Here is a 21952-nt window from a genome sequence, read left to right as displayed (position 1 = left end):
AAGCTCATGACTGAGAAGAATCTGAACCGCCCGCTGGAGGGCAAGACCGCCATCGTCACCGGCGGCGGCACCGGCATCGGGCTTGCCATCGCCGCGCGCTTCGTCGAAGCCGGAGCCTCGGTTCTGATCGCCGGCCGCAGCAAGGACGTGCTTGGCAAGGCTGCCGAGAGCATTGGCGCGGTGGCGGTGCCCACCGATGTCACCAGCGAGGAAAGCGTCAAGGCGTTGATCACGGGGGCCGTATCGCGCTTCGGCGGGCTCGACGTCATCGTCAACAATGCCGGTGTCACCGGCCAGGTGGCGAAGGCCGAGGATCTCGACATCGGTCAATGGGACGAGACCATGGCGATCAACATCCGCGGCACCATCCTCGGCATCAAATATGCCGTTCCCGAGTTGAGAAAACGCGGCGGCGGCGCCATCATCAACATGTCCTCGCTGATGGGGCTGCGCGGCTATCCCATGCGCGCGGCCTATACCGCCACCAAATTCGCGGTCATCGGCATCACCGAGGCCGTGGCTCATGAAGTCGGCGTCGATAATATCCGCGTCAACGCGCTCTGCCCCGGCGCCATCAACGGTGAGCTGATGCAGCGCGTGATCGCGGCTCGCGTCAAGGCCGAGAACCGGCCGGCCGAGGAGATCATCCGCGTCAATTACACCGACAAGGCCGCGCTCAGACGCTGGGTGGAACCGGAGGAAGTGGCGGATGTCGCGCTGTTTCTGGCAAGCGACGCCTCCTCCTCGCTCACGGGCGAGCGCATCAAGGTCGACGCCGGCCGCATGTAACACGGGCGGCGGCTTCGGCTTGGCCGGAAGCCGCCTTCACACGTCGCTACGAGCCCCGGTTCGGAGTATAGCCGAGGCGCGCCGAGATCCTGAGCGCGGCACTGACCACCTCCTGAACGTCGCGGGTCTCGATCTGCGTCAGATCGAAAGCGGTGTCAGGGCCGGAGATGTCGATGGCCGCCACCACCTTGCCGTCGCGGTCCAGAATGGGCGCCGCGATCGATGAGCCGCCCGGTTCCACCGCGCCGCGGCTGACCATGTAGCCCTTCACCGCCGCCTCGGAGACCTTCACCATGAGCGCCGCCAGGTTGGCCGGGGTCTGGTCCGTCATGGGCTCGAATTCATCTTCACCGAAAAGGGCGTTGAGCTCGCGATTGGACAGGTCCGACAGCAGCAGCCAGCCCATGGGCGTCGCATAGGCCGGGAGCCGCGTGCCGACATTGAGGTTGGACAGGAAGCCCGAGCGCGTCTGGACGCAGGAGAGATAGAGCAACTCCTTGCGGTCGCGGATGGCAAGATGGGCGGAGACATTGGTGTTGTCGCGCAGGATCTCCAGGTCCGCCCGCGAGACCTCGATGATGTCCTTGGACGCCAGGAAGGCATAGCCGATGTTGAGAACACGGGGCCCCAGCGTGAAGCTCTTGCTGTCCGCCACCTCTTCCAGGAAGCCCATGAAGCGCAGGGTATAGGTCAGGCGGAAGACCGTGGAGCGCGTCAGCTTCAGGCGCTTCGCGATCTCCGATACGCTCAGGGGGCGCCGGGCGTCGGCAACGGTTTCCAGGAGAAGCAATCCTCGGCGCAAGCCGGGAACGAAGTAGATGTCGTGGTTCTTGTGCGCTTCCTGGCCGTCAGCGCCTTCTTCCTCGACAATGCTCATGCGTCTCCCCGACTCTTCCGCGATAGGTGTATCGCATCTCCCTGCCGTCAGTCCTGTGTTTTTGACGGAAGACAGGCGGGCAGCGGTCGCCGGTCAGACCGGCAACCGCCATCGTGAAATCAGAACTTTACGTCGGCCGGAATCTGCGAAACATCAAGGTCCAGCTTGTTCATCGCGTTGAAAATGACTTCCTTGCTCTTGCCTTCGGCACGATAGGTTTCGGCCCACTTCTGCAACCACTGGGCAAACCGATCGTCGCCGTCACGGCGTGTGCCGCCGAATGAAGGCAATGTATGCGCCGGCATCAGTACGGTCATGGAGCCGAGGCTCTTGTTCGCCTTGAGCGCACCGAGGCCGGTCAGCACCGTGGTGACGAGCGCATTGGAGTTGCCCGACTGCACATCGAGCACGGCCTCGGCCATGCCCTTCAGAGCGCGGATATCCGCATTGGGCAGGAACTTGCGTGCCGACTGCTCGTCCGTGGTGCCCATTACGACGGCCACCTTCACATCAGGCTTGTTGTAGTCGTCCCATTTGTCACCGGACGGTTTGAAGTTGACCGCGTTGAGCGCGACGTTCGGCAGCGAATACAGGGGGCCGACCAGGTTCAGCGCCTTCTTGCGTTCCTCGGAGAACGACAGACCGAAGAAGGAGTCGACCTTGTTGGCCTGGATATCAAGCACCACCGTGGTCCAGGACGTGATGACGAATTCGGGTTTGATTTCCTTGCCGAATTCCGTGGTGAGCGCCTTGGCGAGATCGCGGCCCATCTCGGCGGAGAAGCCGACCCACTCGCCATCCTCCTGCCAGAAATACGGCGGGCGGTTGGGAATAACGCCGATGCGGATGACGCCGCTCTCCTGGATCGTATCCCAGGTATTGGCGACGGCTGCTGCCGGAGCCGCCACTGCCGCGAGGCCGGTGAGGGCACAGGCCGCAAGAAGCGCCGAACGAAGTCTCTGTATGAGGGTCATGGTGTCCTCTGTCCTCTGGAAGGTTGATCGTTTAATTGCGAATTTTTGTTTTGTATATCAAACGTAACTTGCTGCCGGTTGTCAATGCTATGGATGACGCGGCGTGGAGCAAATCGGTGTAAGTGCGAGGCAGACGCACACGCGCAAGCTGACGAGACGCGCAGAGGACAGCAGGACATTTGCCAACCGCGACTTTCACAACGCGCTCTGTGAGGCCGCGCTTGACGAGTACCTCCTGCGCATCGTGCAGGACGTGAACAATCCGCTGGCGTTGATCCGCGCCACCACCTATAAGGTCGAGGACCACTTTGCGGCCGCTGCCAAACACGAAGACATTCGTCGACGCCATCGAGAAGCACGACGCGGCGCTGACCGAGCAGCGGGCCCGCCTCCACATCCAGAAGTCCTTCGAGGCACAGCTCCAGATGGGCTCCGGGCGCTGATCACTTGACGCGGCGGGAGCGCCCACATCCATTGCTAAGATAAACCGCGTACCAGCCAATTCTGAAATATATATTATTATAATGCGCCATTTATTATTGTATATACTTAGATTTCATGCGGTGTTCTCACCGTAACTTGTTCAACAGGGCCGGCAGGTCGCCCCGGCTTCGAGGACTTTCCAGCTTTTAGCTTTCATGAACATTGAACAAGATCCAAAGCATTTCTCGCTCTTGCTTAGGAAGAAATTCGAATTATTTTAAAAGTACTAAGAGGTGGAAAATAACCATCATCTGGATTTTTGCTACATAGCCGCTTATTATCAAAATCGTCCTGTGTTCTTTTGCCGAACGCAGCCTGATGTCTGCACATCCAATAATTCAGATCAAAAATCTTAAGATGCACGATAAGGAGAGGGATATGATCAAGCGAACAGCAGTCAGCTTCGTCGCCATCGCGATGCTGCTGGCAGGCTGCCAATCCAGCCCCGACCCTCAGGTCCAGGCGCGCAATCATGAGTTTGGATGCGTTGCCGGCACCATTGGCGGCGCAATCGTCGGCGGCCTGATTGGCAGCACGATCGGCGCTGGAGGTGGGGCGGTGCTTGCCACGGCTGCCGGCATTGGCGGCGGCGGTTTCCTCGGCAATCGCCTGGCCTGTCGCTGAGAACCGGAGGATTTTCGATGCGAACCATACTTTTTGCGACCGCAATCAGCCTCCTGCTGGGGTCGAGCCTCGCCATCGCGCAGCAGGCCCCGTCCATGCATGAAGGCCAACTCAATCAGCTCGACAGTGATAAGAACGGCGGCATCAGTCGGGCTGAGTACCAGACCTTCATGACGGGCAGCTTCGCCAAACTCGACAGCAACGCCGATGGCGTTCTCGCCCAGAGTGAAGTCGCGAACCTGCTCACACCGCAGCAGTTCTCGTCTCTCGACGCCAATGGCGACGGGCGCGTCAGCCGCAACGAATTCATGAACCAGGTCATGAAGGACTTTGCGTCGGCCGATCGTGGCGGCGACGGGCAGCTGAACTGACCTCTGCGCGGGGGGCGAAAAGCCTCCCGCACACCGCTGCGCCGCGGTTCCGAATGCCGGCGCAGGAGCACGCCCTGAACGCAGCGTCCGCGGGCTATGCGGAGACGGCCGAGTCCGCGTCCTGCCTCGCCCGCTCCAGCTCCTGGCTGGTTGGCGCAACGAAGGGATAGGGCACGGCCGGCCCGTCGCGATAGGGCAAGGCGACCATGGCGGAACCGGGGGTTGATTCCTTGCCGTCCTGATTGCGGATACCGAGCTTCAGCTCGACCAGCCCGTAACGCTCCAGCCGCAGAAGTCCGGTGACCTCGCCCCAGATGGTCAGGGTGCTCCCCACCACATCCATGGCCCGGAACTGGAAGCTCACCTTCCAGGGCCAGCCGTGATGGGTCGCCCAGTCCTTCACCAGCTGCACCAGGAAGTTCTGCTTCAGCGAGCCGTTGACGAGAAGATCGGGCAGCTTGTCATGTTCCTGGGCGAAGGTCCGATCGTAATGGATCTTATGCCAGTTCTCCATGGCGGCCGACCAGCGCATCAGATGGGCTGTCGTCATGGGCCCCTTGATGAGCTCGGGTATATGCTCGCCGAGCCGGACATCCTCGAAATAAAGGGGTCCGGCCGCGGCACGGTTCGCGGCGAGGGATGATGTCATCTCGGTCATCGGCGGATCGTGGTCCTCTTCACGCGGGCGACAAGCTCGCCGTCCTTGTCCAGATAATCGATGTCGGTGACGACGAAGACCATCAATCCCTTGGAGGTCTGCCGCTCGAAGATGTCGGCGTAACGGCTCTTGTAGGACAGGGTCTCGCCGTGGCCGAGATAGCGGTAGAGCTCGATCTCTGAGCCGCCGTTGAGGAGGGCGAGCGGCCCCAGCGGCAGCGGCGGCAGACTGCGTGGCTTACCGCTCGGGCCCATCTCTCCCGCCGAGGCATCGACGCGCGTGCCGTCGAAGTCGGGATCGGACGCCCGCTCCGTCAGGAAATCCGGTGACCCGAAGGGCAACCGGTGCTGCGTCAGGGGAAACAGCGGCGGCGCCACCGGGCCGCCATAGCGGCTGCTTTCCGCGGCCTCGCCTTCCATGAACACGGGGTCCGGATCCATGATGGCCTGGGCGAAGCGCCGCACCGCTCCACGCTCGACCGGATCAAAGGCGTCGAGCACCTCCGTCTCCATGCCGATGTAAGATCGGATCTCGTCGGTGAGATAACTCTTGGCCTCGCTCATCTTCGCGTGTCCTCCAGATATTGCGCGACGCCGGTCGGGATGCGCGCGCCCTCGGCGTTGATCGGCATGACCCCCTGCTCTTCCCGGGTCTTCAGCCGGAAAGTGAACTCCGGCGGGAGCAGTTCCAGATAATCCGGGACCTCGAGCGCCCGGGCCGCATGGACGGGCCAGTCGGCGTTGAACATCAGCTCCCGCGCCATGCCGATCAGGTCGATGTCGCCCTCCTCGAGGAGCGCCTCGGCCTGATGGGCCTCGGTGATCAGCCCCGGCGCCATGGTCATCATGCCGGTCTCGTCCTTGATTCTTCGGGCATAGGGCACGTGATAGCCGGGAATGCGGGGCACCGGCGCCATGGCGGAGGAGCCGCTGAGACCGCCGGACGAGCAGTCAATGAGATCCACGCCAAGACCCTTCAATTCCTTCGCCAGGGCAACGGAATCATCCAGCGACCAGAGGCCTCCCTTGCCGTCGACGCTGGAGATGCGGAAGAACAGCGGCTTGTCCGCGGGCCAGGCCGCCCGCACCGCCTCCGTAACCTCCAGCGCGAAGCGCATCCGCCCTTCAAGGCTGCCGCCGTAGCCATCGTTCCGCTTGTTGATGAGGGGCGAAAGGAACTGCTGGATGAGATATCCATGCGCGCCGTGGATCTCCAGGATCTCAAAGCCGGCGTCGAGGCTCCGCCGTGTCGCCTCGGCAAAGGCCTGGACCACCGTGCGGATGTCTCCCTCGTCCATGGCGCGCGGCGTCGGCGCGCCCTCCTTGATCGGGGTCGCGCTGGAGGACACCGCCTGCCAGGCGTCGTCACCCGCCAGGGCAACCCGTCCGAACAGCGGGCCTCGCTCGGAAGCCCTGCCACCGGCGTGGCCGAGCTGGATGGCGGGAACCGCGCCGAATTTCCGCACGAAATCGGCGATGCGCTTGAACTCGGGGATCTGCTCCTCACGATAGAGCCCGGCGCAGGCGTGGGTCTTGCGTCCACGGTCCTCGACCGCCGTCTCCTCATAGAAGACAATGCCGGCGCCACCGACGGCGTAGCGGCCCATATGGACGAGGTGCCAGTCGGTCGGCGATCCCTCCACGGATTGATATTGGCACATGGGCGAAACCACGACGCGGTTTCGGGCCGTCACGCTCTTGATGGAGATCGGTTGGAAGAGCTTCGCCACGCTCATTTTTGACCTGTCCTGCTAACAAGGGGAATGGAAGCGGCGGGACATGTTCTCCCGCCGCCCGTCGTCACTTCGCGGCCGTGGCCGGAGCTGGCTTGATCTCCTGAGGGAGGATGTAGCCATCCAATCGCGGCTCATGCGACAGCGTCTTCTGCATGGCGTTGATATTCTTCAGCGTAAGCAGCGGGATTATGGCGACGTCCTCCATCGCCATCTTTGTCGCCTGCTGATAGAGCGCGTTCCGCTTTTCGGCATCGACGGTCTGCATCGCCTCGACGATGACAGCGTCCAGCTCCGGGTTGGAGTAGCGCGAGCGATTGGCCGAGCCCATCTGCTTCTCCTTGTCGTAGGTTGCGAGCACGCCCTTCAGCGGCGACGACGCGTCGCCGTTGGAGGTGCCCCAGGAGGCGAGGAAGGCGGAGAACTCCTGGTCGGCCGCGCGCTTCACGAAGCTGGCGAAGGGCGAGACGTTCACCTCCATCTTCAGCCCGATGCGCTGCCACATCTGCGCCACCGCCTGCACGATCTGGGTGTCGTTTGGATATTGGCCGTTGGAACCGTGGAGCGTCAGCTGGAAGCCATCTGGGAAACCCGCCTCCGCCAGGAGCTTCTTGGCGCCCTCGGGATCGTACTTGGGCACCGCGATCTCGGGCACATGGCCGCTCGCGCCTTCCGGCATGACCTGGCCGCTGGCGATCGCCATGCCTTCCATGATGCGATCGATGATCATGTCGCGGCCGATCGCCATGGACAGCGCCTGCCGGACGCGCAGGTCGTCGAAGGGGTTCTTCGGCAGCACCTTGCCGCTATTATCCTTGGCGTATTGCGCCTTTCCTGATCGATCGAGCATCAGATACATGCTCCTGAGGCTGCCGCCCGTCGCCACGACCAGATTCTCGTTCTGCTTCAGCTTCGGGACATTGCTGGCCGGCACCTGATCGATGAACTGGACATCGCCCGACAGGAGGGCCGCCACCCGCGCGGCGTCATTGGTGATCATCCGGTAGGAGACCTTGTCCCAGGCGGGCTTGCCGCCCCAGTAGTTTTCATTGGCCTCCAGATCCACCAGCTCCTTGGGGCGATAGGACGCCACCTTGAACGGGCCGGTGCCGATGACCTTCTCGCCGGAGTTGAACTGGTCGGTGGTGGCGCCCTCATGGGTCTGCTTGTCCAGCATGAAGACGGCGGTGAGATTAAGCGGCAGCAGCGGGTCCGGCGCCTTGGTCGTGATGCGCACCGTCAACGGATCCACTTCCACCACCTCCTTCACCGCGCTCGTATATTGCGCGTAGGAGCCGGGGCTGTTGGGAATGTTGGAGACCCGGTTGATGGAGAAGGCGACATCGTCGGCCGCGAAATCCGATCCATTGGTGAACTTCACGCCCGGCCGCAGCTTGAACTCCCAGGTATTGTCATCGATCGATTTCCAGCTCTCGGCCAGTGAGGGCTCCAGCTGGGCAAGGCGGTTCCGCCGCACCAGCGATTCATAGATGATCACCATGAACTGGTTGTTGGAGCTGACGTTGTGGAAGTGCGGGTCGAGCGAGGTGACCTCGGCGGAGATCGCAAGCTTCAGATCCTCGGCCAGGGCCGTGCCGGCCAGCGGCACCGCGAGCGCGGAGGCGAGTGCCGATATCATCAGATATTGTCTCATGTTTCCTACCCTTATGCCTGGTTGAGCGCCGGGTATTCCCGGTCGTGTGATGTTGTCGTTCTGGTTTTTTCGTCTTTTCTCAGTCTCTTAATTTAGGTCATTGAGGTGGCATGCACTGCGCTGGCCCGGCGCCACTTCGCGCAGTCTCGGCCGCTCCAGCGAGCAGCGCGGCATGGCGAAGGGGCAGCGTGGATGAAAGTGGCAGCCAGAGGGCGGTGACAGCGGCGTCGGCAGTTCGCCCTTAATGGCGGAGAAGGCCTTGCGGCGCACATCGATGCGGGGCAGCTCGCTCAGCAGCGCCTGGGTATAGGGATGGTTCGGGCGCTTGAAGATGTCCGCGACGGCGGCCTCCTCGACGACCCGGCCGAGATACATGATCACAACCCGGTCGGAGATGTGCTGGACCACCGCGAGATTGTGGCTGACGAAAAGATAGGTCAGGTTGAACCGGTCGCGCAGGTCCATGAAGAGGTTGAGGATCTGTGCCTGGATGGAGACATCAAGCGAGGCGACCGCCTCGTCGCAGACGATGAAGTCCGGGCGCACCGCGAGGGCGCGGGCGATGCCGATGCGCTGGCGCTGGCCACCACTGAACTGATGGGGGTAGCGCTCCTTGTAGGCCGGATCGAGCCCCGCCTGACGAAGCTGGCCCGCCACATAATCCTGATAGCCCCCCTCGACCATCCCGTGCACGCGCGGCGCCTCGCCGACGATATCGGCCACCCGCATGCGGGGATTGAGGCTGGCATAGGGATCCTGGAAGATCATCTGCACGCTGAGGGTCGCCCGCTTGCGCTCCTTCGCCGAGAGCGTGCTCATGTCCCTGCCCCGGTGGAGAACCCTGCCGTCCGACATGGGCAGGATGCCGGCAACGAGGCGCCCGAGCGTCGACTTCCCGCAGCCGGACTCGCCGACGAGACCGACGACCTCGCCCGGCATGATGCGCAGGCTCACATCCTCCACCGCACGCACCTCGGGTGGGCGTTTGGCAAGGCCCATGCGGGTCGCCAGCAGGCCGAAGACATCCTGCTTGCGCGAGAAGCGCTTGCTGACGCCGTCAAGCTCGATGACGGGCTCGGTCATGACACAAGCTCCACGTCGTAGGGGCGGAAGCAGCGCAGCGTCCGGCCGGGAGCGGGAACCGAAATCTCGGGCGGGGTCTCGCAAACGGCGGCGGCACGGGGGCAGCGCGCCCGAAAGGCGCAGCCCTTGGGCAGCGCGAGCAGGCTTGGGGCCATACCCGGGATCTGGTGCAATCTCCTCTCCCCTTGCGTGATCCGGCTGGGGATGCTGCCGATCAGACCTCGGGTATAGGGGTGCCGCGGCCGGTCCAGCACATCGTCCACGGTGCCGGATTCCACGATGCGGCCGGCATACATGACGGCGACATCGTCGGCGAGACCCGCCACCACCGAGAGATCATGCGTGATCCAGATCACCGCCGTGCCGAATTCGCGCGCCAGCTTCTGCACCTCGGCCAGGATCTGCGACTGGATGGTGACGTCGAGCGCGGTGGTGGGCTCGTCGGCGATGATGAGATCGGGACGGTGCAGCATGGCGATGGCAATGGCCACGCGCTGGCGCATGCCGCCGGAAAACTGGTGCGGATAGGACGACAGCCGTTCCTCCGGCGACGGGATGCCGACCATGCCCAGAGCGTCGCGGGCGCGGGAGCGGGCGTCGCTCTTGCTGACCCTGTCGTGCGCCTGCACGGTCTCGATCATCTGCGTATCGATCCGCAGCACCGGGTTCAGCGTCATCATGGGATCCTGGAGGATCATGGCGATCCGGTTTCCCCTAAGCCGGCGCATCTCCGTTTCCGACAGCTTCGTCAGGTCGCGGCCGTTGAACAGGATCTCACCGCCATGGACGCGGCCGGGCGGGTCGACAAGGCCGATGATGGAGAAACCGGTGATGGACTTGCCGGAGCCGGACTCGCCCACCAGGCCCATGACCTTGCCGCGCCCGACCGTGAAGGAGACGCCATCGACCGCGCGTGCGAGGCCGGAGCGCAGGAAGAAGGAGGTCTGGAGGTTGCGCACTTCCAGCGTCGGTGTGGCAACGGCGGGCTCGACAGTGCTCATGTCCGGTTCCTCGGGTTGAGGATCTCGCGCAGGCGATCGCCGACGAGATTGATGGCCACGATCAGGACGAGCAGCGCGACACCAGGCGTGATGCTGATCCAATATTCGCCTGTCAGCACATGCTCATATCCGTTAGCGATGAGGAGCCCGAGCGAGGGCTCGGTGATGGGCACGCCTATCCCGAGGAAGGACAGCGTCGCTTCCAGCGAGATCGCCCGCGCCACCTGCATGGTGGCGATCACGATCAGGGGCGGCATGCAGTTGGGCAGGAGATGGCGGAACAGGATGCGCCGCCGAGGCAGCACCAGGCATTCGGCCGCCTGCACATATTCCTTCTCCCGCTCCACCATGGCGGTCGCGCGCACCGTGCGGGCGTAATAGGCCCATTCCACCACCATGATCGCGATGACGACGTTCATGATGCCGGTGCCGAGGACGGCAAGGATCATCAGCGCGATCAGGACCGTCGGGAAAGACAGATGGAGATCGACGACGCGCATGATGAAGGCATCGATGCGGCCGCCGACGTAACCGGCGAGAAGGCCGAGCGAGGCGCCGAACATGCAGGCCAGCACCGCCGAGCCCGCTCCCACGATCAGCGAGATGCGCAGCCCATAGAGGATGCCGGACAGCATGTCCCTGCCCTGTCCGTCCGTGCCCAGCCAGTACCGATAGCCCTCCATGGATTCCGATCCCGGCGGCATCTTGCTGTCCATGATGTTGAGCTGTGCCAGATCATAAGGGTTCTGCGGCGCGAGCCATGGCGCGAGGATCGCGGCGAGCGCGAAGATCACGACCACGACCAGCCCGAGGATCGCCAGCCGGGACGAGAGGAACTCGCGCATGAGCAGCTGGAACGTCGTCTCGGCCGGCGGCACGGCCGGTTCGGGCGCGACGACTGTGGTGTCAGCACTCACGGTCATGCCGCCCCTCCCACCCGCACGCGCGGATCGAGCGTCGCGTAGAGCACATCGACGAGGAGATTGATCACCACGAAGAGCACGGCGATCATGATCAGGTAGGCGACGATGACGGGCCGATCGAGCACATAGATGCTGTCGATGATGAGCTTGCCCATGCCCGGCCAGGCGAAGATGCTCTCGGTCACCACGGCGAAGGCGATGACGGAGCCGAATTCCAGGCCGACGACGGTGACGATCGGGATCATGATGCTCTTCATCAGATGCACGCCGATGATGCGGCGCGGCTTGAGCCCCTTGGCGCGGGCGAACTTGATGAAATCCATGGAGAGCGTCTCGCGCGTGCCGGCGCGGGTCAGGCGCAGGATCATGGAGATCTTGAACAGGGCGAGGTTGATGGCGGGGAGGATCAGATGCTGCAGCCCGTCGAGGGTCAGGAACGACCAGCGGGTGCCGAGAAATTCAACCGTCTCTCCCCTGCCCCCGCTCGGCAGCCAGCCGAAATGGACGGAAAAGACTATGATGAAGATGATGCCGACCCAGAAGGTCGGAAGCGAGAAGCCGAGGATGCTGCCCGCCATGATCAGCCGTGACAGCTTGCTGTCGGGGTAGAGGCCGCAGAAGAGGCCAAGTGGAATGCCGATGAGCGACCCCAGCAGCATCGCGCAAAAGGCAAGTTCCAGTGTCGCCGGCAGCCGCGAGAACACGAGGTCCAGTGCGGGCTCGTTGTAGACGAAGCTGTTGCCGAGGTTTCCCTGAAGCGCGTTGCCGACGAAGGCGAGGTACTGCTTCCAGATCGGTTGGTCGAGGCCGAGGCGCGTGATGATCTGCTCACGCTCAATCTGGGTCGCCTCTGGCGAGATCAGGATCTCGACGGGATCACCGATGACATTGACGCCGGCAAAAACGATCATGGACACGACCGTGACCACCATCAGGGCCTGCATCAGCCGCCGCAACAGCCAGGAGGTCATACCGCCACCTCCCGCCGGGCTGGATGCCACCCGCCGTCGACACGGAACCACTCGATCGTCGGGCGGATGCTCATGGCAACCTCCTCAGCGCGCACTGGTCAGCTGTCGTGCCGAGATGGTCTCGATCGACATCAGGCGGTCAAACAGGGCAGAGGCTTCGGGCCGGACACCGGCCGCTTCCAGGCACACTTCAAACTTCTCGTAGAGGTCATCATCGGAGAGCGGCGCCTCCGCGTGTCCTCGCGCGCGGTGCACCGCGGGACCTTCCAGCTCCTCGCCGGTCCGCAACTGGATTCGCACCTGGTCGAAGGGAGCGGCGTTCGGGTTCCTCGGGTCGTATTCCGTCCCCAGACGGATCTCCACGCGCTCCATCAGCGCCTGCACGTCCGGGCGGCGTACGAAGCCGTCGGTCAGTTCGGTGAGGCCGACGCGGTTGGCGATGACCGCCGAGGCCATGGCGAATTCCATGCTGAATTTGGCCTCAAGCCCGGTCTGCGGACGATGATTGCGCAGGATGGTGCCGTAGCGGTCGCTGATCGCAACCTGGATGCGGTCGACGTCATCGGCGGCAAAGCCCTTCAGCCTGCGCAGCTCCAGTATCCCGTCGATGGACCGGTGAGTGCAGTAGCAGATCGGATATTTCTTGATGTTCAGACCTTCCTGCAGGATGTGCCAGCGCGTGCCGAGATCCGGCTCGCGCTCCCGGTCGGTGTCACCATGCTGGGAAACCGCCGCGAGCAATCCTTGGCTGTGCTCGAAAGCATCGGGAGAGGCGGTGAAGCCGGCCTCCGCCAGCCGCGCGGCGAGCACGCCGGCATGGGCTGCTCGCCCGGCATGAAAGGGCTTGGCCATGGTGCCGAAGTTCGCCACCAGTCCGGCACTTTGCGAGGCGCCGAGCGCGATGGCGGAGGAGGTCTTCTCCGCATCGAGCCGGCGGAGACGGGCGCAGGCGGCAGCAGCGGCAACCGCGCCCCAGATGCCGGTGGGATGCCAGCCCTTGGAATGAAGCGAGCCGCGCTCGCGCAGCGATAGTTCGGCCCAGGTCTCGTATCCCGCGATATAGGCGGTGATCATATCGGCGCCGGAGGCACCGAGGTGTTCGGCCTCCGCCAGGATGGCGGGAACAAGCACTGTGCTTGGATGGCCGCGCACGCCCGTGTCGTCGAAGTCCAGCGCATGGGCGGCCGTCGCGTTGATCAAGGCGGCCTCCGGCGCTGCGGCGCGCGCGCCCGTGAAGCAGAGGGTGACGTCACCCGGCGGCGGCGCCAGCACTTGTCTCAGAATCCGCGGACCCTCCTCCTCGCGTCCGGCGATCATCACGCCCACGCAATCGGCGAAGCCGCCGCGCGCGATCTTTCGCGCCGCCTCTGGGATGCGCCCGGCATCAAGACCGGCGACGAAGGCTCCGATCTTGCGGGTCAGCGGCGGGGCCACGGATCAGGCCGCCTGCAACTTCTGGCGCAGCACGTTGAGGCTGCCGCCGGTCTTGAGGCTTCCCGGCAGCGGGTGGCCCACGATGTCCTCGGCGAGGCGCGCCACCTCCAGGAGCTTTTCAAGATCGACGCCGGTCTCGATGCCCATTTCGTGCAGCATGAAGACAAGGTCCTCCGTGCAGACATTGCCAGCGCCGCCGGCGTGGGCGGCAAAGGGGCAGCCGCCGAGGCCGGCCACCGTGCTGTCATACATGGCGACGCCCATGTGGAGGCCTGCGAAGGCATTGGCGATTGCCATGCCGCGCGTGTCATGCAGGTGCAGCGACAGTTCCAGATCCGGATATTTTTCGCGCACCGCGCCCACCACCCGGTAGATGCCCTGCGGCGTCGCCCAGGCCATGGTATCGGCCAGCGAGATCAGCTTGATGTTGAGGTCATGTTCCTGGCCAAGGTCGAGGATCTGGCCGACCATGTCCACGATCCTCTTGGCCGGGATATCGCCCTCGAAGTTGCAGCCGAACGCCGCCATGATGCTGCCGCGCTCGATCGGAACGTTGTTTTCCTTGAAGAGCGCGATCATGCCGCGCTGGGCTTCCAGGTTCTCCGCCAGCGTGCGCTGCTGGTTGCGTCCCAGGAATTTCTCAGAGGCGGTGAGGGAGATCGATCCTTTGATGAAAAGCTTGCCGGTGGCGATGGCGCGCTTCAGGCCCTTGTCGTTCAACCACAGGCCGGTATAGCGGACCCCCGGCTTGGCCCGGAAACGACGAACAACCTCCTCCGCGTCGGCCCAGCCCGGCACTCGGGCTGGATTGACAAAGGAAACGGTCTGGATCTGGCTGATCCCTGTCTCCGACAGGGCGTCGATCAATTCGACTTTCCGTTCTGTCGAAATCGGCCCTTTTTCTATCTGGAAACCTTCACGAGGACCTTCCTCGTTGATCTGAACTCTTTTCGGCAGATCGGACATCATTGCGGCATAATCCCTCGTTGCAGCGCCGGAACGGCCGCGGCGCTCGGAAAGCGATCTTGAGCCGAGGAATCGCCATCAAAGATGCCGCGATTCCTGCACATGCGGTGGGGTCAGCACGGGCGATTCCCCAGGCGACCTTGATCCCTATTATTCGCAATGCGAATTAATTATTGTCGTTTCGAGTAGGCTAGCAAGATCGTTCGACACCGGTCAAGCTTCCTCCAAAGAAAAACAAATGCTGCTCTGCAACAAGAAATGAAAAACGTATATATTATTTGATCTTGGATAAAGTGATCGAAGGACTAACTTTGTCACGGAGTATATTTCACCTTGACGTTGCCGGACAGCAGCCATTACGATTTACGAAACCAAATCGATAATTCGCTGTGCGAATAGCAGCGCTCTTCGGATCGCCAGGCAGAAACACGATGGATTTTGGATATACGCCCGATCAGGAGGCGCTCCGGCGCGAGGTCCTGGATTTCATTGAAGCCAATGTAACGCCCGAGGTTCTGGCCGAGCGGGACGGCAAGGACGCCGACGGTTCGACGCGCCCAAGAGGACGTGCCGGACCCCGGATGAAGGAGCTCTACGACAAGATCCACCGTCGCGGCTGGCTCGGCATCACCTACCCGAAGGAATACGGCGGCCAGGGCGGTGACCGCCTCACCCAATTCATCGTGGAGGAAGAGTTTCTCCGTGCCGGCATCAACATCGGCCTCGGCGGCAGCGGCGCGCCGGCCGTTCTGGCGGCCGGCACCGAGGAGCAGAAACGCTACTTCATTCCCCGCCTGATCCGGCGCGAGATTTCCTTCTGCCTCGGCTTTACGGAACCTCACGCCGGCGCCGATCTCGCGGCCCTGCGCTGCCGCGCGACGCCGACCCAGGACGGCTACATCATCAACGGCCAGAAGATGTATACGACCTCGGCCCATTCGGCGACGCACATCTACCTTATGGCGCGAACCGATCCCGAAGCGCCTCGGCACGACGGCATCTCGATCTTCCTGATCCCGATGGACACGCCGGGCATCACGGTGCGCCCGCTCTGGACCATCCAGAACAATCCGGAAGCGCCCCACGGCACGACCTACGGCGAGGCCCGCACCAACGAGACCTTCTTCGATGATGTGCGGATACCGAAAAGCGCTCTCCTGGGCGAGGAGAACAAGGGCTGGGGCATCGGCGCCGCCGCTCTCAATCTCGACCGCGTCGGAGCCTCCCGTTACCTGATCTCGATCCGCCGCGACGAGGACATCGTCAACTGGCTGAAGGAGAACCGCGACGGGCCCGACGCGCCGGCGGAGAACGCCGCGATCCGCGACAAGGTGGCGGAGCTCTGGATCGAGGCGCAGGTCTGCCGCCTCATGACCCTCCGCAGCATGTCCATCGTGCAGCGCGGCGGCAGGTTCACCTATGAGGGTTCGGCCGAGAAGGTCTGGGCGCCCGAACATGGGGTGAAGACCACGGAGGCCATCACCCAGATGCTCGGGCCCTACGGTCAGCTTCTCAGCAGTTCGCCGCATGCCGTCGAGGAGGGCGTCTTCGCCCACAACGTCATGGGCGCGTTTCAATCGGGCATCAATCACGGCAGCGTCCAGATCATGCGGGACCAGATCGCCCGCCGCGGGCTCGGTCTGCCCTCGCAGAGACGGTCGCGCAAACCTGCATAGAAGAATGGTTCGGCGGGCGGCCTGCCGCCAAGCGGAGGTTGAAGTGGACGTTTTGCTTACCGAAGAACAGGACATGATCCGCACCGCGGCGCGCGAGTTCCTGGAAGGCGAATGCACGACAAAGCTCGTTCGGGACATGGAGGCCGATCCTGTCGGTTATCCGCCCGGCCTGTGGAAGAAGGCAGCCGAGCTCGGATGGCAGGGCATGTGCCTGCCCGAGGATTACGGTGGATCGGGGCTGCCGCTGGTTTATCTCGGGCTTGTCCTTCAGGAGGTCGGACGCGCGGTGGCGCCGCTGCCGCTGCACAGCACGACCGTGGCGGCCCTGACAATCGCGCGCGACGGCACGGAGGCGCAGCGTCAGGCGATCCTCCCGGCGGTGGTGCGCGGCGAGATGGTCCTGACCTGGGCGATCACCGAGCGCGACGGGCGCCATTTCAATCCGGCGATCGAAACCACCGCCGTGGTCGAGGGCGACGAGGTCGTCATCAACGGCACCAAGCTGTTCGTGGACAATTTCCCGGCAGCCGATCACTGCCTGGTCGCCTGCCGCACCGGCGAGGGGCTTTCCCTGTTCCTCGTCGACACCCGAAGCCCCGGCATCAGCCAAAGATCCTTGGTGACCACTGCCAAGGACAGGCAGAGCGAGGTTATCTTCAAGGACGTGCGCGTGCCGGTCGCCAGCAGGATCGGGCCGCTCAATGAGGCTGGACCGATCATCGAGGTCATGCTCGATCGTGCCAGCGTGCTGCTCTGCGCGCAGATGCTCGGCGCGACGCGCAAGGACGCCGAGATGGCGATCGACTATGCCAAGATGCGCGAGGCCTTCGGACAGCCGATCGGTGCCTTCCAATCGGTGCAGCACATGTGCGCCGACATGATCATCTGGATCGATGGCGGCGAACTCCTGACCTATGAGGCGCTCTGGCGCATGGATCAGGGCCTGCCGCACAGCGTCGAGGTCTCTCAGGCCAAGGCCTTCTGCAATGACCGATGCGAGGCCGTGGTGCGGAACGCGCAGATCATCCACGGCGGCATCGGTTTCATGATGGAATTCGATCTCCACCTCTGGTTCCGCCGGGTCTCATCCTGGACCATGCGGCTGGGCACCAGCTACGAACATCGTGCGCGCATCGCCAAGGCGCTGATCGATCTTCCGGGCCGGGTCATCTTGGGAAGACCGGTTCCGGTTGTGATGGAGGAGACACGCGAGGAGGAGCTTCGTCGCTCGGCGTGAAAAGAGCGAAGGCTGCCGTGCCGGATAAGGTCTGAAGACCAGGAAAACTGCGGGAGGATCGCATGGATCGGCCATTAGAGGGCTTGAAGGTCGTCGAGATCGGTGTCGCGATGGCCGGGCCATTCTGCGCCATGACGCTCGGCGACTACGGCGCCGATGTCATCAAGGTGGAGCGCGTCGGCGTCGGCGACGACAGCCGCCAGTGGGGCGTCGGCTTCTACGGCGTGCTCGGCGACTATTTCGCGGCGGCCAACCGCAACAAGCGCGGCATCGCCGTGGACCTCAAGAGTGCGGAAGGGGTCGCTATCGTGCGCCGCCTGATCGATCAGGCGGATGTCGTGATCGACAACTACCGCGTCGGCGCCCTCGCCCGTGCCGGCCTCACCTATGAGGAACTGCAGAAGACCAACCCACGCCTGATCTACTGTTCGATCAGCGGTTTCGGCGCCACCGGCCCCCTCAGTGAGCGGCCGGCCAACGACCTCTTCATGCAGGCCTATTCCGGCAGTATGAGCCTCACCGGAGAGCCGGACCGCGGCCCGGTGAAAATGGGCCCCTCCGTCTGCGACGTCACCGCGGGCATGATGGCGACCATCGGTGTCTTGATGGCGGTCGAGGCCCGCCACCGCACCGGCCGCGGCCAACGCGTGGACACTTCGCTGCTGGAAGGGCAGATCTCCATCCTGGCCCAGCATCTGACGCGCTTCTTCGTCACCGGCAAGCCGCCGGAGAAGACCGGCAGCGGCGGCCTCAGCGGCAATCCCACCTACCGCGCCTATGAGGCCTCCGACGGCTGGATCGTGATCGCCTGCTTCAACGACCGGATGTTCAGGGACCTTTGCGGCGCGCTGGAGCGGCCGGAATGGATCGGCGACGAGAGGTTCCAGAGCGTCAGTAGCCGCGCGGCTCACAAGGACTTCATCGTGGAACATGTCGCCGCGATCATCGCGCGGCATCCCACCGACCGTTGGCTCGAGCGGTTCGAGGCGGCAGGCGTGCCCTGTTCACCGATCAACACGCTGGATCGGCTGGTGCGCGAGGAGCAGCTCAAGGCGCGCGACTGCCTCATCGACATCGACCTGCCCGGCCTCGGCACCATGAGAATGGGCGGCCTGCCGGTGAAATTCAGCGAGACGCCGGGACGGGTGGAAAAGCATCCTCCCCGCCTCGGACAGCACACGGAATCGGTCCTCATGGACCTGGGCTTCTCCGCCGAGGATGTGGCTGATCTTGCGGCACGCGGCCTCATCGGGGTCGACGCGGGCTGGCCGGCCGCGAAGGTGCCGGCTGCGGCTTCGGGGTGATCGGGCGGATATCAACAGAACGGAACGGGGACAGGAAACGCCAATGAAGCTTGCTTATTTCAATGATTTCCAGGTCGGCGTGGTCGACGGTGATCGCATCGTCGACATCACGTCGCTGCTGATGGAAATCCCGCACCGCGACCGGCAGGATCTCATGGCGGGGCTGATCGAGCGGTTCGACAGCTATCGGCCGCGCATCGAACAAGCGGTGACGAAAGACCAGGGCGTGCCGCTGTCATCGGTCAAGCTCCGGCCGCCATTGCCTCGACCGCGCCAGATCGACTGCATGGCCGTCAACTACATGGAGGACGGCACCCTTGCGGCGCCCTCGCCCATCAACGCCTTTCACAAGTCGCCCGGTGCCATCATCGGCCCGGAGGAGACCATGGTGTTGCCTGATGTGGCCGCGACGGTGTTCGAGGGCGAGGCGGAGCTTGCCATCATCATCGGAAAACGCGCCTCGCATGTGAAGGCGGCCGATGCCATGTCCCATATCTTCGGCTACATCAACTTCATCGATGGCTCGGCCCGCGGCCTGCCACCGGCACGCAACATCTTCTTCCAGGCCAAATCGCGCGACACCTTCGCGCCCATCGGCCCCTATCTCGTGACCGCGGACGAGATCCCCGACCCGCAGAACCTGCAGGTCCGGCTCTGGGTGAACGGCACCATCAAGCAGGATTACAACACCAGCGATATGGCGCATGACATCAAGCGCTGCATCGAATGGGTGAGTTCGATCCACGCGCTGGAGCCAGGCGACATCCTGGCCCTGGGCACCAATCACCGTGGGCTCAACGCTTTTCATGACGGCGATGTGGTGGAACTGGAGACGGAAGGGCTCGGGCGCCTTAAGATCCATGTCCGCGACGATCTCAAACGCACCTGGTCGCGCGACACCCGATTGGAGGCGAGCCGCAAATTCACAGCCGAGACAGGTGAAGCACCACCGCCCACCGGGATCATAGCAAAGCAACTCACCGGCAAGTATACGCCGGCTTGATGCGAAGGGCTGAACCAGTAGGACGCGAGCGGACCGATGTAACCGAGACCTTCCAGATGCCGTCATGAGCCTTGTTGCCGGGTTTTCCAATTTTGGCCGTGTTCTCCGGAACCCGAATTTCGGGATCTACACGGCCGGCAATGCGGTATCGCTGATCGGCACCTGGATGCAGCGCATCACCACCGGCTGGCTCGCATGGCAGTTGACGCAGTCGGGCGGCTGGCTCGGTCTCGTCGCCTTCGCCGATCTCTTCCCGACCGTCATCATCGGGCCGATCGCCGGGGCCGCGGCCGACCGCTGGGACCGGCTCGCCGTCACCAAGATCAGCCAGGTGCTGTCCTGCGTGCAGGCGTTGGCCCTCTTCGCTCTGACGGCGACGGGCCATATCACCATCGAACTCCTGCTCGCGCTCACGGCTCTTCAAGGGGTCATCGCCGCGTTCAACCAGCCGGCGCGCCTTGCCCTCATCCCCGCGCTCCTGCCGCGTGCCGATCTGGCGTCCGCGGTCGCCATCAACTCCATCATCTTCAATCTCGCCCGGTTCATCGGACCTGCCCTGGCCGGCATTCTTATCGCCACCGCGGGCGCTTCCGTGGCCTTCGCCACCAACGCCTTCACCTTCGTGCTGTTCTGGGTGGCGTTGACGCGGATCCAGCTCACCCCTCCGGAGGCCAACCGTCTCGAGCGACCCGGCTTCATGACCGAGCTTGCCGATGGTTTCCGCTACATCTGGGTGCATCCCGGCCTTCGCCCGATCTTCCTTCTGATGTTCGCCTCCAGCCTTGGCGCGCGGCCGGTGGTCGAGCTGCTGCCGGGTTTCGCCGAGCGGGTCTTTGCCGCCGGTGTCAGCGGTCTTGCGATCATGACCTCGTCGGTCGGTGTCGGCGCCATCATCGCCGGGCTCTGGCTTGGAAGCCGGGTCTCGGCCAGTGGCCTCACCCGCCTGGTGCTGACACACTCCTTGCTGCTGGCGCTGTCCATCTTGCTGTTCGCCGCCTCCGACCAGTTGTGGCTCGGCATACCGGCACTGGTGGCGGCGGGCTTTTCCATGTCCACCTCGGGCATCGGGGTCCAGACGCTGATCCAGCTGGGCGTCGACGAGACGCTCCGGGGGCGGGTCCTAAGCTTTCACGGTTTGATTTTCCGCGGAGGACCGGCACTCGGCGCCCTCACCATGGGGCTCATGTCCGAGGCGTTCGGCTTGAGGGTGCCGCTCGTTCTTGGCGCGGCGGTGGTGATCGCGGCCTGGATGCTCATCGCCCCGGGCCGCGAACGCATTTCGCAGTCGCTGGAGCGCAATTATCCGGCAGTCGGAGGATAAAGGTGCCTTTTCTTTACGAACCAGAACCTCCCCGCGGCGTGGCCGAGACGATCGTTCCCGGCATCCGCCGGATCGTGGCCGGCAATGCCACGCCCACGACCTATCATGGCACGAACACCTACCTCATCGGCGAAGGCGACGACGTCACGGTGCTTGATCCCGGTCCTGATCGCGAGGATCATGTGCAGCACATCCTGGACGCCACCGGCGGACGGGTGCGCAACATCCTCCTCAGCCATGCTCATCGCGACCATTTCGGCGCGGCGCCGGCCCTGCGGGCGGCGACCGGCGCTCCCATCCACGCCTTCCACGAGAGCGCCGAGCCCGATTTCACGCCCGACGTTCCCCTGCGCGATGGCGACCCGGTGCTCGGGATGGTCGCGATCCACACGCCGGGCCACGCTCCGGACCATCTGTGCTTCGCCGCCGGCAACGGCATTCTGTTCAGCGCCGACCATGTCATGTCCTGGTCGAGCACTGTGGTCAGCCCGCCCAAGGGCAACATGACCGAATACTGCAACAGCCTTCGTCTCATGTTGGCGCGGCCCGAGACACTGTTCCTGCCCGGCCATGGTCCGAAGCTGCCGAACCCGAAGCCCTTCGTGCAGGACCTTCTGAACAACAGGCAAAGGCGCGAGCGCGCGATCGCCGGCATCCTCACGGATGAGCCGCTCTCGACGGGCATCATCATGAATGCGCTCTACTCCAAGGTCGATCCGGTCCTGCGCCGCGCGGCCGAGCGGAACGTCATCTCGCATCTCATCAAGCTTGAAGCCGAAGGCCTTGCCATCAGGGAGGGCGAGCTCTGGCGCCGGGCGCAGCCGGTCGCGGCCGACGCCATCAACCAAGATAATCTATAGGGAGATTTTCC

General features: G+C 63.7%; 22 protein-coding genes. 10 read left to right on the top strand and 12 right to left on the bottom strand.

Annotated elements, in window-relative coordinates; all coding sequences use genetic code 11:
• Positions 1 to 6 precede the first annotated feature (6 nt).
• Entirely contained in the window at positions 7 to 789 is a 783-nt protein-coding gene (locus tag IEV58_RS14650) for an SDR family NAD(P)-dependent oxidoreductase (protein WP_229729488.1), read from the top strand.
• Between the two features lie 46 nt (positions 790 to 835).
• On the opposite strand, the gene IEV58_RS14645 is transcribed toward IEV58_RS14650, so the two are convergent.
• Together IEV58_RS14645 and IEV58_RS14640 are read right to left on the bottom strand one after the other, a co-directional pair.
• On the bottom strand, positions 836 to 1666 hold the full coding sequence (locus IEV58_RS14645) for an IclR family transcriptional regulator (RefSeq protein WP_188410555.1): 831 nt from the start codon (positions 1664 to 1666) through the stop codon (positions 836 to 838).
• Positions 1667 to 1785: 119 nt separating this feature from the next.
• Positions 1786 to 2640 (bottom strand): transporter substrate-binding domain-containing protein, encoded by an 855-nt coding sequence (locus IEV58_RS14640; RefSeq protein WP_188410554.1) that lies wholly within the window; start codon positions 2638 to 2640, stop codon positions 1786 to 1788.
• Positions 2641 to 2948: 308 nt separating this feature from the next.
• On the opposite strand from IEV58_RS14640, the gene IEV58_RS18340 reads away from it, so the two are divergent.
• The 3 genes from IEV58_RS18340 to IEV58_RS14630 all read left to right on the top strand — a co-directional run bounded on the left by IEV58_RS18340 (position 2949) and on the right by IEV58_RS14630 (position 4118).
• Positions 2949 to 3083 (top strand): hypothetical protein, encoded by a 135-nt coding sequence (locus tag IEV58_RS18340; protein ID WP_268235589.1) that lies wholly within the window; start codon positions 2949 to 2951, stop codon positions 3081 to 3083.
• Positions 3084 to 3501: 418 nt separating this feature from the next.
• Complete coding sequence (locus IEV58_RS14635; RefSeq protein WP_188410553.1) at positions 3502 to 3747, top strand: glycine zipper 2TM domain-containing protein; 246 nt, start codon at positions 3502 to 3504, stop codon at positions 3745 to 3747.
• Positions 3748 to 3764: 17 nt separating this feature from the next.
• Positions 3765 to 4118 carry an EF-hand domain-containing protein gene (locus tag IEV58_RS14630; RefSeq protein ID WP_188410552.1) on the top strand — a complete coding sequence of 118 codons (354 nt, stop codon included), beginning with the start codon at positions 3765 to 3767 and terminating at the stop codon, positions 4116 to 4118.
• A gap of 94 nt (positions 4119 to 4212) precedes the next feature.
• Here the strand turns inward: IEV58_RS14630 and IEV58_RS14625 are convergent, their stop codons facing one another.
• From IEV58_RS14625 to IEV58_RS14580, 10 genes are all read right to left on the bottom strand, one after another.
• Positions 4213 to 4776, bottom strand: coding sequence for a hotdog family protein (locus IEV58_RS14625; RefSeq protein WP_229729487.1), 564 nt, complete (start codon positions 4774 to 4776; stop codon positions 4213 to 4215).
• On the bottom strand, positions 4773 to 5339 hold the full coding sequence (locus IEV58_RS14620; protein WP_188410550.1) for an FAS1-like dehydratase domain-containing protein: 567 nt from the start codon (positions 5337 to 5339) through the stop codon (positions 4773 to 4775). The genes IEV58_RS14625 and IEV58_RS14620 overlap by 4 nt, the downstream gene beginning before the upstream one ends.
• Positions 5336 to 6511 carry an NADH:flavin oxidoreductase/NADH oxidase gene (locus IEV58_RS14615; RefSeq protein ID WP_188410549.1) on the bottom strand — a complete coding sequence of 392 codons (1176 nt, stop codon included), beginning with the start codon at positions 6509 to 6511 and terminating at the stop codon, positions 5336 to 5338. Before IEV58_RS14615 ends, IEV58_RS14620 begins: the two co-directional genes overlap by 4 nt.
• 64 nt (positions 6512 to 6575) lie before the next feature.
• Positions 6576 to 8162: an ABC transporter substrate-binding protein gene (locus IEV58_RS14610; protein ID WP_229729486.1), complete on the bottom strand. Its 1587-nt coding sequence runs from the start codon at positions 8160 to 8162 to the stop codon at positions 6576 to 6578.
• Positions 8163 to 8249: 87 nt separating this feature from the next.
• Positions 8250 to 9245 carry an ABC transporter ATP-binding protein gene (locus IEV58_RS14605; protein WP_188410548.1) on the bottom strand — a complete coding sequence of 332 codons (996 nt, stop codon included), beginning with the start codon at positions 9243 to 9245 and terminating at the stop codon, positions 8250 to 8252.
• Complete coding sequence (locus IEV58_RS14600) at positions 9242 to 10246, bottom strand: ABC transporter ATP-binding protein (protein ID WP_188410547.1); 1005 nt, start codon at positions 10244 to 10246, stop codon at positions 9242 to 9244. The genes IEV58_RS14605 and IEV58_RS14600 overlap by 4 nt, the downstream gene beginning before the upstream one ends.
• Complete coding sequence (locus IEV58_RS14595) at positions 10243 to 11169, bottom strand: ABC transporter permease (RefSeq protein ID WP_188410546.1); 927 nt, start codon at positions 11167 to 11169, stop codon at positions 10243 to 10245. The genes IEV58_RS14600 and IEV58_RS14595 overlap by 4 nt, the downstream gene beginning before the upstream one ends.
• Positions 11166 to 12140 carry an ABC transporter permease gene (locus IEV58_RS14590; protein ID WP_188410545.1) on the bottom strand — a complete coding sequence of 325 codons (975 nt, stop codon included), beginning with the start codon at positions 12138 to 12140 and terminating at the stop codon, positions 11166 to 11168. The genes IEV58_RS14595 and IEV58_RS14590 overlap by 4 nt, the downstream gene beginning before the upstream one ends.
• A gap of 84 nt (positions 12141 to 12224) precedes the next feature.
• On the bottom strand, positions 12225 to 13574 hold the full coding sequence (locus tag IEV58_RS14585; RefSeq protein ID WP_188410544.1) for an MmgE/PrpD family protein: 1350 nt from the start codon (positions 13572 to 13574) through the stop codon (positions 12225 to 12227).
• Between the two features lie 3 nt (positions 13575 to 13577).
• Positions 13578 to 14540, bottom strand: a complete 963-nt coding sequence (locus IEV58_RS14580) for a hydroxymethylglutaryl-CoA lyase (RefSeq protein WP_188410681.1) — start codon at positions 14538 to 14540, stop codon at positions 13578 to 13580.
• A 431-nt stretch (positions 14541 to 14971) separates the two neighbouring features.
• Here IEV58_RS14580 and IEV58_RS14575 point away from each other — a divergent pair, with 431 nt between their 5' ends.
• The 6 genes from IEV58_RS14575 (at position 14972) to IEV58_RS14550 (ending at position 21941) form a co-directional block, all read left to right on the top strand.
• Positions 14972 to 16216 (top strand): acyl-CoA dehydrogenase family protein, encoded by a 1245-nt coding sequence (locus tag IEV58_RS14575; protein WP_188410543.1) that lies wholly within the window; start codon positions 14972 to 14974, stop codon positions 16214 to 16216.
• 43 nt (positions 16217 to 16259) lie between these two features.
• The gene (locus IEV58_RS14570) at positions 16260 to 17453 is read left to right on the top strand and encodes an acyl-CoA dehydrogenase family protein (protein WP_188410542.1); all 1194 of its coding nucleotides are present in this window, start codon (positions 16260 to 16262) and stop codon (positions 17451 to 17453) included.
• Between the two features lie 62 nt (positions 17454 to 17515).
• Positions 17516 to 18757, top strand: coding sequence for a CaiB/BaiF CoA transferase family protein (locus IEV58_RS14565; protein ID WP_188410541.1), 1242 nt, complete (start codon positions 17516 to 17518; stop codon positions 18755 to 18757).
• A 43-nt stretch (positions 18758 to 18800) separates the two neighbouring features.
• Complete coding sequence (locus IEV58_RS14560; protein WP_188410540.1) at positions 18801 to 19760, top strand: fumarylacetoacetate hydrolase family protein; 960 nt, start codon at positions 18801 to 18803, stop codon at positions 19758 to 19760.
• A 64-nt stretch (positions 19761 to 19824) separates the two neighbouring features.
• A complete protein-coding gene (locus tag IEV58_RS14555; RefSeq protein WP_188410539.1) occupies positions 19825 to 21081 on the top strand; it encodes an MFS transporter in 1257 nt (418 codons plus the stop codon).
• Positions 21082 to 21083: 2 nt separating this feature from the next.
• The gene (locus IEV58_RS14550) at positions 21084 to 21941 is read left to right on the top strand and encodes an MBL fold metallo-hydrolase (RefSeq protein ID WP_188410538.1); all 858 of its coding nucleotides are present in this window, start codon (positions 21084 to 21086) and stop codon (positions 21939 to 21941) included.
• Positions 21942 to 21952: the final 11 nt, after the last annotated feature.

It is taken from the genome of Agaricicola taiwanensis (genome assembly GCF_014635245.1).
GTDB lineage: Bacteria > Pseudomonadota > Alphaproteobacteria > Rhizobiales > Methylopilaceae > Agaricicola > Agaricicola taiwanensis.
The sequence above is the reverse complement of the archived record's forward strand: the minus strand, read 5'-3'. Positions and strand labels throughout refer to the sequence as shown.

What these genes read in the sequence shown, in the direction of transcription:
- IEV58_RS14605 (WP_188410548.1), bottom strand. Translation starts at nt 9,245, where the DNA reads ATGACCGAGCCCGTCATCGAGCTTGACGGCGTCAGCAAGCGCTTCTCG.
- IEV58_RS14560 (WP_188410540.1), top strand. Translation starts at nt 18,801, where the DNA reads ATGAAGCTTGCTTATTTCAATGATTTCCAGGTCGGCGTGGTCGACGGT.
- IEV58_RS14650 (WP_229729488.1), top strand. Translation starts at nt 7, where the DNA reads ATGACTGAGAAGAATCTGAACCGCCCGCTGGAGGGCAAGACCGCCATC.
- IEV58_RS14620 (WP_188410550.1), bottom strand. Translation starts at nt 5,339, where the DNA reads ATGAGCGAGGCCAAGAGTTATCTCACCGACGAGATCCGATCTTACATC.
- IEV58_RS14600 (WP_188410547.1), bottom strand. Translation starts at nt 10,246, where the DNA reads ATGAGCACTGTCGAGCCCGCCGTTGCCACACCGACGCTGGAAGTGCGC.
- IEV58_RS14575 (WP_188410543.1), top strand. Translation starts at nt 14,972, where the DNA reads ATGGATTTTGGATATACGCCCGATCAGGAGGCGCTCCGGCGCGAGGTC.
- IEV58_RS14640 (WP_188410554.1), bottom strand. Translation starts at nt 2,640, where the DNA reads ATGACCCTCATACAGAGACTTCGTTCGGCGCTTCTTGCGGCCTGTGCC.
- IEV58_RS14645 (WP_188410555.1), bottom strand. Translation starts at nt 1,666, where the DNA reads ATGAGCATTGTCGAGGAAGAAGGCGCTGACGGCCAGGAAGCGCACAAG.
- IEV58_RS14625 (WP_229729487.1), bottom strand. Translation starts at nt 4,776, where the DNA reads ATGACCGAGATGACATCATCCCTCGCCGCGAACCGTGCCGCGGCCGGA.
- IEV58_RS14590 (WP_188410545.1), bottom strand. Translation starts at nt 12,140, where the DNA reads ATGACCTCCTGGCTGTTGCGGCGGCTGATGCAGGCCCTGATGGTGGTC.
- IEV58_RS14595 (WP_188410546.1), bottom strand. Translation starts at nt 11,169, where the DNA reads ATGACCGTGAGTGCTGACACCACAGTCGTCGCGCCCGAACCGGCCGTG.
- IEV58_RS14580 (WP_188410681.1), bottom strand. Translation starts at nt 14,540, where the DNA reads ATGTCCGATCTGCCGAAAAGAGTTCAGATCAACGAGGAAGGTCCTCGT.
- IEV58_RS14610 (WP_229729486.1), bottom strand. Translation starts at nt 8,162, where the DNA reads ATGAGACAATATCTGATGATATCGGCACTCGCCTCCGCGCTCGCGGTG.
- IEV58_RS14555 (WP_188410539.1), top strand. Translation starts at nt 19,825, where the DNA reads ATGAGCCTTGTTGCCGGGTTTTCCAATTTTGGCCGTGTTCTCCGGAAC.
- IEV58_RS14615 (WP_188410549.1), bottom strand. Translation starts at nt 6,511, where the DNA reads ATGAGCGTGGCGAAGCTCTTCCAACCGATCTCCATCAAGAGCGTGACG.
- IEV58_RS14630 (WP_188410552.1), top strand. Translation starts at nt 3,765, where the DNA reads ATGCGAACCATACTTTTTGCGACCGCAATCAGCCTCCTGCTGGGGTCG.
- IEV58_RS14565 (WP_188410541.1), top strand. Translation starts at nt 17,516, where the DNA reads ATGGATCGGCCATTAGAGGGCTTGAAGGTCGTCGAGATCGGTGTCGCG.
- IEV58_RS14635 (WP_188410553.1), top strand. Translation starts at nt 3,502, where the DNA reads ATGATCAAGCGAACAGCAGTCAGCTTCGTCGCCATCGCGATGCTGCTG.